We start from the raw sequence: 15,243 nt of genomic DNA, 5'->3' as shown, positions 1-15,243 counted from the left end.
CCACTCACAAGCCGACTCAAGACGCTGATTGCTATTAAGCGATAAGTGGCTACCGCCATAAGAAGACCGACTATGACATGTCCTCAACCCAGAGGAAACGAAATGCAACCCACTCGTATCAGATTTGTGATGCCTTTTAATCCATATTGACGATGAATCAATCGCTTATTCAGTTTTTCACCGCTTACTGACACACAAACGCTGTGATCTGCGCTAGTCTTTGCGCCCTCTTAATCTTGCCAGGATAAAAGACAGCATGAACCCAGTCGCCGGATCGCTTCCTCAACACGCTTATCGCTTTCCCAAAGGACGCTTTTCGATGTTAAGCGTTTATAGCTTTACCAGCGCCGCCATTGTTGCTTCAACCATTTTCTCGCTACTCTTATTCTTGTCGCTTGATGACAATCCCATGATGCAGTGGTTGTTCGGCGCGCTGGCGGTTATTTTTGAGGCAGGGAAGTTTTATGCGTGGTATGAGTTTGGCGAACGGCGTGCACATGGTAATTACACGGGAGCCGCCTCAGCGCTTGTTTTTTATCTCATTCTGGCTTTGATTTCCATCGGCGGCAGTATCGGCGGTATTAACAGTGCCACCAATGCCGCGCAAAGTGAGCAGCGCCAAGCCCAAGCGCAGATTGACGCTTATAACCGACAAATCGACGCTATTGAGCAGCAAATTGCGCTGAATAACCAAGCGGCTGAACGCTATATCGAGTTAGATAGAATTGCGACTGGCGTGGCGCGATTACAAAAAGAAAACAACCAATTACGCAAAGAGCAACAGCAACTCGCGTTAGAGCGTGATAGTTTGCCTGCAGTGGCACAGGGATCCATCTTGGGACTGATTAGCAACCTTGCGAACACCTTGGGCGTCAGCGCCGATCAGGCCCAATCTTGGCTGGTGATTTTTCTCTCTGTGTTGCTAGATTTGTTCGCCGCTTTCTTTGTCGGCGTGATTGGCGAGGAGCAGCGTTTCCGTCACTGGTATCGTCACCCGCGTACAACTCCCCTCACCCCCTTAGATACCGAGGTGTCTCATCACGCCCAGAAGGTGAACGATGAATCGACGACACCGTCTGAAATGAGCACTGAGGATCCGGACTCGCCTTATGCGGAAATCAAAGCAGCATTGGCTGCGAAAACGTTACGCTGTAGCAAAAAAGCGGTGATGGCCGAGTATGCACTCAGCCAAGAGGCCGTCGACACATTATTTGTACACTTGCAGCAACAGGGATTAGTCGCCAAAAAACCCAACCATCATTATCACTGGGTTGGCTAAGCCCTCAGCATCAACATACCGCTGAGTATCATGGCGGGAAGCCCACTTAAAAACAGCCACAGTCCGAGCTTGTCATCGGGCTGTGACGATGAGTCGCTCACCATCACGTGTTGGTGAGCTGTGAGCGCCCGCCGTGTCACTGAATCACGATACCAATGGCGGCTTTTGTAACGGCTGTACGTCACAAGACCCGCCGCCGACCAAACGAGTCCCCCGACGTAAAATGCACCACCCCCAAAGGTCGTCAATGTTATCCATCCCACCTGCCACGCACCGATAACAGCGGCACAGGCTATTATCGTTGACACTAACCAAACATAAAGAAAATGCACGCTTGGCGATGTTGATTCCATCAGGCGATGTGGTGCTTTCATCGTGTTTCCTTTCCATCTCTTTGCGGCTTGGCGGTGATGTGGTACAAACATCTTGTAAGTTTGTTAATCAGTACGTTATGTGACCTTCTAGCACCTTACCGATAAAAACAATTTATAACCAAGCAAATACAACAAAAAGGTGATCTATGCATAAGGCTGCACAAGAGGTGCATGCGCGTGAAACATCGCTATGGCGCGCATTGGGTGATGTCAGTCCGTTGTGTCTCGCCGTCCTGCCGTGGGGGATACTCTGCGGTTCATTAGGGCTGCAAATGGGATTCAGTGCGCTGCAAACACAAGCCATGTCATTACTGGTTTTTGCAGGGGCAGTGCAGTTATCGGGCATCATGATGGTGGGCAATGCGGCGGGCTTACCAGCGGTGCTCGGTTCCACACTGGTGATTAGCGCCCGGCACCTTCTCTATGGTGCCCACTTTCGTCAGCACATCACTCCCTTGCCACTTAAATGGCGTCTCGGCCTCGGCTTTTTACTGACCGATGAAATGTATGCGCTTTCAACCGCACACACCAGCAAGCACGGTAGATTTTTTAAACACTACGCCCTGTATACGGGCGCCGCGTTTTACGTTGGTTGGAATCTTGCGACCTTGGCGGGGATTCTAGCCGGTTCTCAATTGAAAGCCTTGGAAGCGATCGGGCTCGACTTTGCCATTGCAGCCACCTTTATCGCACTGACCGTTCCCAGTATAAAAACCCGTCCCGTGCTGCTCTGTGCCTTGGCAAGCGGTGTCAGTATGATGCTATTCACCTATTACCACATCCCCAATGCGTTAATCATTGCAACGGGCGTAGGTATGGTCGCGGGGCTGATAGCGGAATCGTTGCCGACACGGAGGGAGATAAAATGAGTTACTGGTTAATCATCGTCGCCATGGCACTGATCACCTTCTCGGTACGTTATCTACTGCTTGCACGCAGTATCCCGGTGCGCATTGGTCCGCGATTGCAACGACTCCTGACCTACTCTGCACCAGCAGTATTGACCGCGCTGTGGGTGCCGATTGTTTTCTTTCCTGAGGATAAGCTAGCTATCTCTACCACCAATCCGTATTTACTCGGCGCCTTGGTCGCTATCGGTTTAGCCTGTACCCGTTTGTCGACCTTATTAGTGGTCGGACTCTCGATTGGTTTTTTTGTCACTCTTCAGCTTTGGATTTTGGCATAAAATAGAAAAAGCGGGTTGATTTGACCCGCTCTCTTCCTAGCCCTAAAGGCCTCGATTAACGAACATTACGGAGCTGAAGATCGTCAAGATCTTGGTTCAATGATTCAGCTAAATCGCTGATCTTAATCATATCGCGTTTATTCTCTTCTGAAATTTCTGCAGCTTCTTGGCCAGACTCGGTCAAACGATTAATATTTGCCGCAATATCCGTGGATACCGTTTTTTGTTGCTCAATGGCACTGGCTAACGAATTAATTCGATCGCTGATGGTGGAAAAGTTCTCCAATACGCCCTCAATGGAATGAGACGTCTCGCTCGCTTGAGAAGAAGCACTGTTTGCCAGTTTTTCAGTCCGATCAGAGAGCTCTGATGACTGCTTAAGACTCCGGAACAACTCTTTTGTCATCTCATTGATTTCACTCGCAGATGACTGAGTACGACTCGCTAATTGTCTCACTTCATCCGCAACAACCGCAAACCCACGCCCTTGCTCGCCTGCTCGCGCGGCCTCTATCGCTGCGTTGAGGGCTAAAAGGTTGGTCTGCTCGGCCACGTCCGTAATCACAGACAGGAAATGTTCTATTTGCCCCGCACTGTGCTCCACTTTGTCAAACATCTCAGCCGACACTTTAATCGAAGAGACAAGCTCATCCAGCTCATTCATCATGTCACCAAGCTCTTGCTGCGATTGACGAGAACTCGAATCTATTTTCCCTGATTCTTCAGAGATCGCCTGTACGTCTTCCGACAAAGACCCCACGGTCGTGGACATTTCCTCAATCGCAGTCGCGATACTGTCGATTTTCTCGCTTTGCGCTTCGTTAATTGTCGCCCCTTTCTTCGCGCGCTTCTCTGACGAATCGGTAAAGCTATCTAATGTTTCTGCCGCTTTTTCAATGTTTCTAACGGTGTGACGAAGCTTTTCAACCGCATGATTCAGCGAGTGTGCTACGTCCGCGAATTCATCACCGTCCTGCGTATCAATGGTGGCGGTAAGATCGCCCTGAGCCAACGATTTAGCGAATCGATTCACTTTCGCTAGCCCGGCTTTAAAACGACGATCAATAAAAATGGCTGCCGATCCTGCGATCGCGATATTTAAGCCGAGTACCACATACTCATTTAACCACGGTAAATGAATGATCAATGACGCAGTAAACCCCACCATAATGATATAACTTCCGATGGTGACTGCCCGAATAGACACTTTTGGCATTCCTTTATTCTCCTGTGATTCTAGCTGGAGACCCAGCACATCAGGGAGATATCAAAAAGAGTGCCAACACCATCAGACTTTTTATAACCAATCCAAAATAAGATAATTTCAGATAAAAAACAAAATGTTATAAGTTAACTGGATATGATAAGACAAAAAAAAAGTCGGCTTTGCTTTATTTTTTTAACATTCATTCGCAATTTGCATAACAAAACAGCCTAAGCCGAAAAAACGGTCGATTAGGCTGCTTAAAAAATAATCGGTTAGCGATGTTGAAACGCGTTGCAATTTGCAAGAAGCTGACATTCAGTCACTAAGAGACGGATTGCTCTTGTGAACGTTGCTGCACGCGAGAGACATGCACAAGCCCGACGAGTTTGATGCTTGGCTTAAGCAAAAGTTGCGCACTGCCAACGATAAAGAGCCAGGTACCACTTTCTATCAAAGCTTCATTAAGGAAAAAGAAGCTACCGATCAAAAACCAAATCGCAATCAATAGGTCGTTAAAGGCACCAAAGGCCTCATAACGACGCTGGATCACTAAGTGCTTATTACCAATATCAATATCCAGTTCTCGGCCATTACGTTCAATCATATTGCCTCCTCTGGACCTTGGTATTAACAATCGAGATGCTGGCGCTTAATTCCCAGCATGGTTTGCACCATGTTCAAGAGAAAGGTGACAGCACTCAAGCCTAAAAACAACCATGCAAGAGGGATAAATGCGAAAGGCTCGTGTAAGGTACCATTTGCAGCTATATGCGGCGTGGAAAGATCGAAGGCGAGTAGGCAACCAGTGCCCAGTAGGAAGAAAATAAAAGACGTACGAAAGTGTCGCAGTAGGGTTAACATAAAACCTTTTTCTGTTGCTTCAGTACCCTTTGTGACTGACGGCTGTCTCAAAAGTTCCATTTTTTTTGCATTTCTTTCAAAAAAACAGCCACCTTTCATTGAAAAAAGGTGGCTATTGCTTTCAATCGCCCTGATGAGGGCGATTGGCACATGTTTTCCTTACCGCTTGTCAGTTATAGCTTATAAGTCGCCACTTTATTGTTCAGCTGAGTCGCTTGATTGCGCAAATTATCCGCTTCTTCTGAGGTGTCATTTGCACTGTGTACCAAGTGATCTGAGACATCTTTAATCGACGTGATATTCTGGGTTATCTCACTGGTAACATGTGTTTGCTCTTCTGCCGCCGTTGCGATTTGAGTTGCCATGTCGCTAATTTGGTTCACCGCCGCATCAATGTCACTGAGCGCTGCCGTCGCTTTATCTACATCTGAAACCGACCCCTCCGCTAAGGTCGAACTGCTCTCCATGGTAGAGACCGCGCTTGCCGTCGTGGTTTGCAACGTCTCGATGGTAGACTTAATCTCTTCTGTGGAGGCATGTGTGCGTTGCGATAAAATGCGAACCTCATCGGCCACCACCGCAAAACCTCGGCCTTGCTCGCCCGCACGTGCAGCTTCAATGGCCGCATTCAATGCCAGCAGATTCGTTTGCTCAGCAATGCCTTGGATAGTTGAGAGCACCGTGGAGATTTCTTGCGAGTGTTTATCCAACTCCGCCACGATCGTACTCGCTTGTTTTAGCTCATCCGATAAACGCGTAATCGATTGTTTGGTGTTTTCAACCACCGTACGACCATTATTCGTACTGGCTGTCGACTCTTGAGCAGTGTTAGCGGTATGTTCAGCATGAGAGGCAATTTCTTGTGTTGCTGACGCAAGTTCAGTTACCGCTGTAGCCACCATAGTGACTTCCTGCTGCTGATGATTAATATCATCAACGTTTCGGCGTGCTCGCTCAGTACTGCTATCGGATTGGGCGGTCAAGTGTTCAGCTTGTTCACGAATGTGGCTGATTAACTGATGCATACTACCTACAAACGTATTGAAGTTTTTCGCCAATCGCCCTACTTCATCTTCGCTCTCTACCTCAATACGTTGAGTCAGATCACCGCTACCATGTGCGATTTGCTCAAGCGCATTGGATACATTTGTCAGTGGCCTAAACAGAATGTTCACCAGCAAATTAAAGAGCAGTGTACACACCACAACGACCGCAATCGTGACGGCAATTTGCCCCCAAACAGCATCAAACAAAGGCGCGACCAGTGAGTCATAATTGATGACAGTAACAGTAATCAGCCCTGTCCCTTTGATTGGCTTGGCATAAACGACGCTTTCTTTGCCGCCCACGTCGGCTATCACGCTTTCACCGGAGTTCATCGCCGATTTTACCGTACTAAACGACAAGCCTAATTGATTAATTGATTGATTCAGTAGATCTGTATTCGCGTGCGTAAAGACATTGCCGTCTTGGTTGGCAATAAACATATAGCCATTGCCAGGCAAGATGACCTTCTCGAGACCTTCGATGATGTCACCAATTTCAACATCCGCCCCAAGCACCAAGGTATCGCCGTTGAACTGGAGCGCTTTACCTAACGAAACCACATTGGCACCCGTTGCTGCCGCCACGGTCGGGTTATCCATAAACACGCTTGACGGTTCCGCCATGGCATTGGTGTACCAACCCCATTGTCGCGGATCATCATTACCGGGTGGCAACACCACGCCATTGGCATTGTTTTGACTGCCATCTGGGTACGCGAGGAAAACATTGTCAAACCCACCCGCGTCACGAACCTGTTTGAGGTGCGTTACCATGTTATTCGGATCGGCTTCACTGGTCAGTGAGGTCATCGCTCGCTCTTTTGACGCGACCCAGTCTGATACATACTGATTATATGACGCTGTCGTACTCTCTAGTCGTTGCGCGACTTCCGTATCCAGTCGCGACAATGAGGCGCGGAAAGAAAGCGCTTCGACAAGCAAGCCGCCGATAATAATGGCTACGCTTGCGGAAAGCGCGAGCTTGTGTTTGAGGGATAGTTTTTTAAACATAACTGCCTTGTTTGTCTGTCACATTGTTTTAATAATGGTTTCAGTAAAACAGCGTTATTTGCAACCCGCAAAATAAGCGCCATACAACTGATAGGTATATCACAACAATTCTACAAGAGGATTACTCAAGCTGTTGTTAATTGTTGATAAACTAGCCAGCCCCATGCAACAGTCCTGCGTTTAAATACCTGAGTACTGGCCTGTCGCCTCCTAGGTTAGCAACCGTACTGCCTCGTATGCTGCGCCAGATCAGAGAAATGTAACAAACCAAAAACAAAGCGGATAACTAAAGTGTCAATACTCGGCGTACATCTCGCAACTTTAAATGACTTAAACTACGCTTTAACTAATTGAGATAAACACGATTAGGGACGTAGTGAATGGACTTGTTTGCAGATCAACGTGACGGCGCATCGCCCAAGTCTATCGATACCCACTCAGCATCGACTGCAACACCATGGCGGATACTGCTGATTGATGACGATGACCTGATGCATGAAGTAACGCGGCTAGCGCTGACTGGGTTCACCTTTCAAGGACGCCCGTTGGAAATCTTATCGGCCTTATCAGGGCAGGAAGCGAGAGATATATTAGAAAAGGAACAAGATATCGCCCTCGCTCTTGTCGATGTAGTCATGGAAACCGAGCATGCTGGATTAGATCTTGTGCGCTACATCCGTGATGAAATGAACAACCATGTTATTCGGTTAGTGCTGCGTACTGGTCAAGCTGGCCAAGCACCAGAAGATCGCGTGATCCGTGAATATGACATTGACGATTACAAAGAAAAAACGGAGCTAACCACCCAAAAACTCAAAACATTACTGTATTCGATGCTGCGCTCTTACCGCGATCTGTGCATGATTGACGAGCAGAAAGAAGGGTTGAAACGCGTGATTGAGGCATCGGCAAATGTTCAAAACACCACCAATCTTCAACATTACGCCACCGCGGTGCTCGAGCAGCTCACATCGCTTCTTTATATCCACGACTCTGCGTTTTATTGTGTGGTACAACCTCGCCCAGGGGCAGAAGAATCCCGAGCACTCACCCTGGCTGCGACTGGGGAGTATGTAAACTGCTACACCGAATGCGCCTTTGATAAACTCCCTAGCAATGTTTCAAACCGTTGCAAGCAAGCGCTTGAAGCACAGAAAAGTATCCAATTCGACGACGGATTTGTGCTTTTCCACCGTGACGATGAAGATGTCGAATTCTTGTTATACGTCAACCATGAGACCACACTCTCTGAACTCGACCAGAATCTGCTCAAGATCTATATGCAAAATATTGGGCTCACCTTTGAAAACCTGAGCTTGATGGTCGATCTACGTGAAACCTCCAAAGAACTGGTTTACAACCTAGCAAATGCTGTCGAGGCCCGTAGCAAAGAAACCGGGGCGCACGTTCAACGGGTATCACTGTTTTGTGAAAAGCTGGGGCAACTATATGGTTTGGATGAACATAAGACCATGTTAATCAAACATGGCTCGCCACTTCACGATGTGGGCAAAGTCGCAATTCCCGATGCCATCTTACACAAACCAGGGAAATTAGATGCTGAGGAATGGGAAGTCATGCAGAAACATGTCGAATACGGTGTGGAAATCCTGAGCCACTCCAAACGGCGTCTCATTGTCGAAGCCAAAGAAATTGCGGCCACACACCATGAAAAGTGGGATGGTAGTGGTTACCCCAACCAACTCGCCGGCGAAACTATTCCGATTAGTGGTCGAATATCGGCACTGGCCGACGTTTTTGATGCCCTCGGCTCCAAACGATCCTACAAAGAAGCGTGGACCGATGATGATATTCGCAACGAACTCGTGGCCCAACGCGGAAAACACTTTGAGCCTAAGCTTGTCGATTTACTCCTCGAGCACTGGGGGGAATTTATTGCTATTCGATCCGAATATCCAGATTGAAAGCAATAGATGTAGCGCCCTATCGTGATGAGTCGGCTCTATTGGCTCATCACTTATTCCATTATTCTTCATTGTCTCAAACAGTTAACCAGCGTTCTAAAAGCCTTCGTATTCAAACTTTTCATCTACACTTAAAGATAATCGTAATGATCAGCGCGTTAGTCTATTTATGAGTCGAAACCACAAATTTGAAGAGAGCATTCGTAATCCATTCTTCAGTCTGGTAGGCCGGCGTATTCTGCTGATTATGATTTTGCTAAGTGCCCTTTTCACCCTATTCACCACGCTACTGCAAACCTCTTGGGACTACGATGAAGCTTTTGATCAAGTAGAAAGCCGCCACTACGAGATTGAGCATATTCACGCTAACTTACTCGCAAGTTCACTGTGGATCTATGATTTGGTGAGCGTCCAAGAGCGAATAGACGGGTTAGTCAACCTCCCTCATATTAACTACCTCGCCGTGCGCTCTGAGAGTTACTTTTTTGAGGCGGGCGAACCACTCAATGTCAGCAAAATGGTGAACGAGTACCCGTTAAAATACGCCGACCCAGACACTGGGAACCCCCAGCGAGTGGGTACCATCTATGTTGAGTCAAATACCTATGCGATATACAACGAATTGATTGAGCGCTTTTTTATCACCTTACTATTAAATGCGATCAAAACCTTATTAGTTTGTTATCTCATTTTACTGGTGTTTCACCACACCGTTAGCCAACGAGTATTTAAAGTCGCACAATTTTTACGTCACTATAACCCCCTTGATCCTAAGGAAGAAAAGCTGGAATTGCCGCGTAAACGCTACATTATGGCAAAAGAAGATGAGCTAGATTGGTTAGCCGCAGAAACGAATAAGATCACGAATAATATGTCGACGCTTTACCGCAACATTATGTTAGAGCGGGAGCGTTTATCCGACTTTACCCACGTCTCTTCAGACTGGCTGTGGGAAACCGATGCCGACCTCAAGCTTACCTTCTGTTCTGAACCGATGCGCGATGCCTTATCCCTCGATATCAGCCACCCTCCCTATTTGAATGAACTACTGATCGCCATTGGCTGCCATCAATTTGTCGCCAACCTAAATCGTCAGAAAGACTTTTCAATGTGTGAAGAAATTATCCCATTAGCAGGAGAAAGCCGTTATTTTGTTTTTCAAGCACTTGCTCACCATGGGGGAAATGGATTTCGGGGGTTTCGTGGAACGGGTATCGATATGACGGCATTAAAAACCGCACAGTTTGAGCTAGAAGCGCTCAATCAAAACTTGGAAGAGACCGTGGATGAGCGAACGCGCGAGCTTCAAGAGAGCATGGAACACCTAAAAGCCGCGCAAGAGCAATTGGTGGAGTCAGAAAAACTTGCCGCTCTGGGGAGCCTAGTGGCAGGTGTCGCCCACGAGGTGAACACGCCTCTAGGGATTGCCGTCACTGCTTCATCGGTGATTAAAGATATCACTCAGACCCTTAATCAAGCCTTTGAGGCACAAACCCTTACCAGCACACAATTTGCCTCATTGCTCAAACAAGTTAACGACAGTGTGGTCATGCTTGAGCATAATCTCAAGCGCGCGACTCACCTTATTCGCGACTTTAAACAGACCGCAGTTGACCAAGTGTCAGAAGCACTCGCCGAGTTTGATGTCAAACAAACATTAGATGCGTTAGTGGCCAGCCTCCATCCAGAAACCCGTAAGGTGCCAGTCACCCCCGACGTCAACGGTGAGAGTGGAATCATCATGTATAGTTTGCCTGGGGTTATCACCCAAGTAATCTCCAACTTAGTGATGAATAGCATCAATCATGCGTTTGACGAGACCGACAAACCTAAAATCACGATCGAATTTGAAAAGCAAGGGGACCACCTCTACCTATGCTACCAAGACAATGGCAGCGGTGTAGAACAATCCCTTCACCATCGAATTTTCGAACCCTTCTATACCAGTAAACGAGGCCGTGGCGGTTCAGGGCTAGGGCTTAATCTCGTCTTCAACTTGGTCAAGCAAAAACTAGGAGGCGAACTGCAATTCGAATCAGCACCCGGACAAGGTGTCAAGTTTATGTTTTTGATCCCATTAAGTTTATCCAGCCAAGTAACGCGCTACGTCAGCGAAAATAAAGATTAAGGTGACAGGCATCGAATGGAAAAACTAGAAAGATTTGAACAGGGCCTAAAACACCCTCTTTTTAGTATTGTTGGCCGCCGAATCATTCTAATGATGGTCTTACTCAGTGGGTTTTTCACTGTATTAACCACACTTTTACAGCTTTCGTGGGACTATGAGGAAGCATTCGACAATATTGACCAGCGACATGCGGAGATTAAGAACGTTCATGCCGACTTGATTGCGTCTTCTTTATGGGTGTTTGACCTGGTTAGCGCGCAAAACAGGCTGGATGGCCTGGTCAACCTACCTTATATCGATTACCTATCAATTGAGTTTGATGGCGTGGTGCTGGATGCCGGCAAGCCACTCTCAAAAAGCAACGTGGTCAGCCAAACGACGCTCAGTTATTTCCATTCCGATACCAATCGCCGAATTAAGCTAGGCACCCTACAGGTGGAATCTGACGCACAAAAAATCTATGACCTCTTGTTGAAGCAATTTCTCGTTACGCTACTGCTGAACGGGATAAAAACGCTTGTCGTCTGTTCACTGATTTTATGGGTATTCCATCAAAGTGTCAGCCAGCGGGTGTTTGCTATCGCTAAACACTTGTCCCATTTCAACCCAACTGAACCAATCCACGAGCCATTGTTATTAAAACACCGTAAATTCATCATGGGGCACAACGATGAGCTGGATTGGTTAGCGGAAGAAACAAATAAAATCACCCTGCGAATGACCAACCTTTACCAGAATATCGCCTTAGAGCAAGAAAGGTTGACCGACTTCACTCGCGCGGCTTCTGACTGGTTGTGGGAAACGGATGCTACACAGCGGTTTACCTTTTGCTCTGAGGCGATGCAGTCGGCATTAGCGATCCCCATAGAAAACACGCCGAAAGTAAAGTCGGTGCCCGCATTGAATCACTGCGCTTCGCTTTTATACCATATAGATGCCTGTGATGATTTCACCATGTGCGAAGAGCAAATCACCTTTGGTAAACACACCTACTATTTTGTATTCCAAGGTATTGTTCACTTCACAGAGCGAGGTTTCACGGGCTTTCGTGGGACCGCGATTGATATCACCGAACTGAAGACGACCCAGTTGGAACTCAAGCAACTAAATCAAAGCTTGGAGGCCACCGTTGAGGCGCGTACCCAAGATTTAGCGCAGAGTATGGAAAACCTCAAAGCCGCGCAAAATCAACTGGTAGAATCCGAAAAGCTCGCCGCGCTGGGTAGCTTAGTCGCCGGCGTCGCACACGAAGTGAACACCCCCCTGGGTATCGCGGTGACCGCCAATTCAGTGATCAAAGAGGCGGTATCAACACTGAATGGCGCGTTTGAACAAAAAACCTTAACGAGCCAGCAATATGCCACCGTGATGAAGCAAGTGACAGATGGCACCCATATGCTGGAAAGCAACCTCAATCGCGCTGCGCGATTAATTCGTGACTTCAAACAAACAGCGGTTGACCAAATATCTGAAAGCCGTAGTCAATTCCGCCCTGTTCAAACACTTGAAGCACTCATGGGAAGTTTGCGTCCCGAAACCAAAAAAGTGCCTGTGACACCCGTTGTCGACGGGGATCCTAATCTTGCAATGAATAGCCTACCCGGTGTGCTTACCCAGGTTGTTTCCAATTTGGTGATGAACAGTGTCCGCCATGCCTTTGAAAATGTGCCGGATCCCCGCATTTATGTCCGCATTGTCGATAAAGGTGAGATTGTGGAAATCACCTATACCGATAACGGTGTCGGGGTTCCCCCTGAACTCCACCAGCGTATTTTTGAGCCCTTCTACACCAGCAAACGTGGCAAGGGTGGATCGGGGCTTGGATTAAATTTAGTTTTTAATTTGGTCCATCAAAAATTACGAGGGAAGTTGCAGTTCGATTCCAACATCAATCAAGGCGTTACCGTGGTACTCAGCCTGCCTAAGTTTTTAATAGAAACGCCAACGCCACACACTGAAAGTTCTACCGAGTAGTCCCTGTCTATTCACAAAGGCGCACAACAAAGGATAAAACGATGCAATGGTTAACAAAGTGGTTTCGTTCCGATGTGGACAGCGTTCATATCCCAGCCTCACAACTAAGACGTAAACCTGATACCGGTATGATTAAACGCGTTATCCAGAGACATTTCCTCCATCCCTACACAGGCGCTGCTTGAACGTGCTGAAGGTGGCCGTTAAATGAAACAGCTCTTACGTACGTTAATTCAACCCAGCGTGGTGATTAATGCACTGAAAATTGCCCTCGTCGTGGGTACCTTGCTGAATCTTATTAATCAAAGCGAGGCTATTTGGGGCGAGGCAGACTTGCGTATAGGTCACGCACTGCTCAACTATTTAGTGCCTTATTGCGTTGCCAGCTATAGTGCTGCTAAACATCAGCTAGACAAACAAAAACAATAAAGAGCCAGCACAAGACTGGCTCTTGTCGTTAACGCGTACACGGGCAGTTAGACAAGCGCCGCGTCTTTTTCCGGTACCGGAGTATGGTCAGGCAGGTAGCGGTAGTATTCCGCATCTTTCGCTGGTGAAAGCGTGTGCCCCATGATCATGTCCGCTGCTTTTTCCGCCACCATAATCGTCGGCGCGTACAAGTTGCCGTTGGTGATCGCGGGGAACACGGAAGCATCGACCACACGCAGGTTATTGACGCCATGTACCTTGAGTGACTCATCGACCACCGCCATTTCATCGCTCGCCAAGCCCATTTTACAGGTACAGCTTGGGTGATAAGCACTTTCCCCTTCGCGTGCCACAAAATCGAGGATCTCTTGATCTGTTTGCGCTGCGCTCCCTGGCGAGAGTTCTTTGCCACGTAGATGATCAAAGGCCGGCTGGGCGATAATATCACGGGATACACGGATGGCTTCGACCCACTCTTTACGCTCTTGCGGCGTAGAGAGATAGTTAAAGAAGATCTCTGGCTTCTCATCCGGGTTGGTGCTGCGAATTTTCACGTGACCACGCACATCGGTATTCATTGGGCCAACATGCAATTGGAAACCATGTCCTTTGTTGGGTGCGGATCCGTCATAACGGATAGCCAGTGGCAAAAAGTGGAACTGTAGGTTCGGATACGCCACCTCATCATTACCGCGCACAAAACCGCCCGCTTCAAAGTGGTTAGTAGCGGCGGCGCCTTTACGACGGAAAAGCCAATCAAAACCAATTTTGGGTTGATTATGAAACTTAAGCGCAGGATACATACTCACCGGCTCTTTACATTCATACTGAACGTAGAGCTCCAAGTGATCTTGCAAGTTTTCACCCACACCGGGTAAATGATGCACCGGCTTAATACCTAAGTTTTTCAGCGTGTTTTCATTACCTACCCCTGAGAGTTGCAATAACTTAGGTGAATTAATCGCGCCACCACAGCTGATGATTTCGGTACCGTAAGCGGTTTTTTTACGCCCCCACTTGCGGTATTCCACCCCAATCGCAGTTTTGTCTTCAAACAAAACTTTATCGGTCGTTGCACCCGTCAGTACCGTTAAGTTTTTACGGTTCATCACCGGGTGTAAATACGCTCGTGCGGCGCTATGGCGACGACCTCGATAGATATTTTGATCGAAAATACCAAAGCCTTCTTGCTGATAGCCATTCACATCATCGGTCAACGGATAACCCGCTTCTTGAGTCGCTTCAAAAAAAGCACTGAACAGAGGGTTGTCACATTGTGCGGTTTCAATCGCAAGCGGGCCATTGTTCCCGTGGTAATCGTTTTGGCCTTTTAATCGTGTTTCACACTTACGGAAATACGGAAGACAATGGGCATAATCCCATTTTTTCAGCCCATGATCGTTAGCCCATTTTTCGTAATCCAACGCATTACCACGAATATAGATCATGCCATTAATACTACTGCTACCACCAAGCACTTTACCGCGCGGCTGGGCAATGCGCCGGTTGTGCATATTTGGCTCTGGCTCAGATTCATAAAGCCAGTTATAGGTGCTGTCAGTGAGCAAATATGTTAAGGCCGCAGGCATATGAATGCGAAAATCAAGCCGATAATCTGGCCGACCGGCCTCAAGCAACAATACGTTGTTATCTGGGTTTGCACTTAAACGGTTCGCCAATACGCAACCTGCTGAGCCCGCACCGACAATGATGTAATCGTAGTTTTGTTGCTGTCCCATAAAACCTCCAGTTTTTGTCCTCCCGCGTGCTGGGCCGATGCCCGGAACAAGCGCAACACGGGTGATGGAAATGATTGTGTAGAG

The 15,243-nt window shown here is 47.7% G+C and carries 13 protein-coding genes; 7 read left to right on the top strand and 6 right to left on the bottom strand.

Annotated features, from left to right (window positions below; genetic code table 11):
* Positions 1-256: 256 nt before the first annotated feature.
* Complete coding sequence (locus BUQ98_RS03385; protein WP_074212492.1) at positions 257-1,279, top strand: Preprotein translocase subunit SecY; 1,023 nt, start codon at positions 257-259, stop codon at positions 1,277-1,279.
* On the opposite strand, the gene BUQ98_RS03380 is transcribed toward BUQ98_RS03385, so the two are convergent.
* Complete coding sequence (locus tag BUQ98_RS03380; RefSeq protein ID WP_074212491.1) at positions 1,276-1,653, bottom strand: hypothetical protein; 378 nt, start codon at positions 1,651-1,653, stop codon at positions 1,276-1,278. The two genes, BUQ98_RS03385 and BUQ98_RS03380, sit on opposite strands and share 4 nt — an antisense overlap.
* A gap of 146 nt (positions 1,654-1,799) precedes the next feature.
* Here BUQ98_RS03380 and BUQ98_RS03375 point away from each other — a divergent pair, with 146 nt between their 5' ends.
* Entirely contained in the window at positions 1,800-2,522 is a 723-nt protein-coding gene (locus BUQ98_RS03375; protein ID WP_074212490.1) for an AzlC family ABC transporter permease, read from the top strand.
* Positions 2,519-2,839, top strand: a complete 321-nt coding sequence (locus tag BUQ98_RS03370; RefSeq protein ID WP_074212489.1) for an AzlD domain-containing protein — start codon at positions 2,519-2,521, stop codon at positions 2,837-2,839. Before BUQ98_RS03375 ends, BUQ98_RS03370 begins: the two co-directional genes overlap by 4 nt.
* Before the next feature lie 55 nt (positions 2,840-2,894).
* On the opposite strand, the gene BUQ98_RS03365 is transcribed toward BUQ98_RS03370, so the two are convergent.
* The 4 genes from BUQ98_RS03365 to BUQ98_RS03350 form a co-directional block, all read right to left on the bottom strand.
* Positions 2,895-4,055, bottom strand: coding sequence for a methyl-accepting chemotaxis protein (locus BUQ98_RS03365; protein ID WP_074212488.1), 1,161 nt, complete (start codon positions 4,053-4,055; stop codon positions 2,895-2,897).
* Positions 4,056-4,368: 313 nt separating this feature from the next.
* The gene (locus BUQ98_RS03360; protein ID WP_074212487.1) at positions 4,369-4,650 is read right to left on the bottom strand and encodes a YrhK family protein; all 282 of its coding nucleotides are present in this window, start codon (positions 4,648-4,650) and stop codon (positions 4,369-4,371) included.
* A gap of 23 nt (positions 4,651-4,673) precedes the next feature.
* Complete coding sequence (locus tag BUQ98_RS16750) at positions 4,674-5,057, bottom strand: DUF3955 domain-containing protein (protein WP_083605180.1); 384 nt, start codon at positions 5,055-5,057, stop codon at positions 4,674-4,676.
* A gap of 23 nt (positions 5,058-5,080) precedes the next feature.
* Positions 5,081-6,964, bottom strand: a complete 1,884-nt coding sequence (locus BUQ98_RS03350) for a methyl-accepting chemotaxis protein (RefSeq protein ID WP_074212486.1) — start codon at positions 6,962-6,964, stop codon at positions 5,081-5,083.
* A 380-nt stretch (positions 6,965-7,344) separates the two neighbouring features.
* On the opposite strand from BUQ98_RS03350, the gene BUQ98_RS03345 reads away from it, so the two are divergent.
* The 4 genes from BUQ98_RS03345 (at position 7,345) to nrtS (ending at position 13,420) form a co-directional block, all read left to right on the top strand.
* Positions 7,345-8,889 carry a response regulator gene (locus BUQ98_RS03345; protein ID WP_074212485.1) on the top strand — a complete coding sequence of 515 codons (1,545 nt, stop codon included), beginning with the start codon at positions 7,345-7,347 and terminating at the stop codon, positions 8,887-8,889.
* A gap of 169 nt (positions 8,890-9,058) precedes the next feature.
* Positions 9,059-11,017 (top strand): sensor histidine kinase, encoded by a 1,959-nt coding sequence (locus tag BUQ98_RS03340; RefSeq protein WP_074212484.1) that lies wholly within the window; start codon positions 9,059-9,061, stop codon positions 11,015-11,017.
* Between the two features lie 15 nt (positions 11,018-11,032).
* Positions 11,033-12,991 (top strand): PAS domain-containing sensor histidine kinase, encoded by a 1,959-nt coding sequence (locus tag BUQ98_RS03335; RefSeq protein WP_074212483.1) that lies wholly within the window; start codon positions 11,033-11,035, stop codon positions 12,989-12,991.
* A 207-nt stretch (positions 12,992-13,198) separates the two neighbouring features.
* Positions 13,199-13,420 (top strand): nitrate/nitrite transporter NrtS, encoded by a 222-nt coding sequence (gene nrtS / locus BUQ98_RS03330; RefSeq protein WP_074212482.1) that lies wholly within the window; start codon positions 13,199-13,201, stop codon positions 13,418-13,420.
* A gap of 47 nt (positions 13,421-13,467) precedes the next feature.
* On the opposite strand, the gene betA is transcribed toward nrtS, so the two are convergent.
* Positions 13,468-15,159: a choline dehydrogenase gene (gene betA, locus BUQ98_RS03325; RefSeq protein ID WP_074212481.1), complete on the bottom strand. Its 1,692-nt coding sequence runs from the start codon at positions 15,157-15,159 to the stop codon at positions 13,468-13,470.
* Between the last annotated feature and the right edge of the window lie 84 nt (positions 15,160-15,243).

It is taken from the genome of Salinivibrio sp. ES.052 (assembly GCF_900141775.1).
Lineage (GTDB): Bacteria > Pseudomonadota > Gammaproteobacteria > Enterobacterales > Vibrionaceae > Salinivibrio.
The sequence above is the reverse complement of the archived record's forward strand: the minus strand, read 5'-3'. Positions and strand labels throughout refer to the sequence as shown.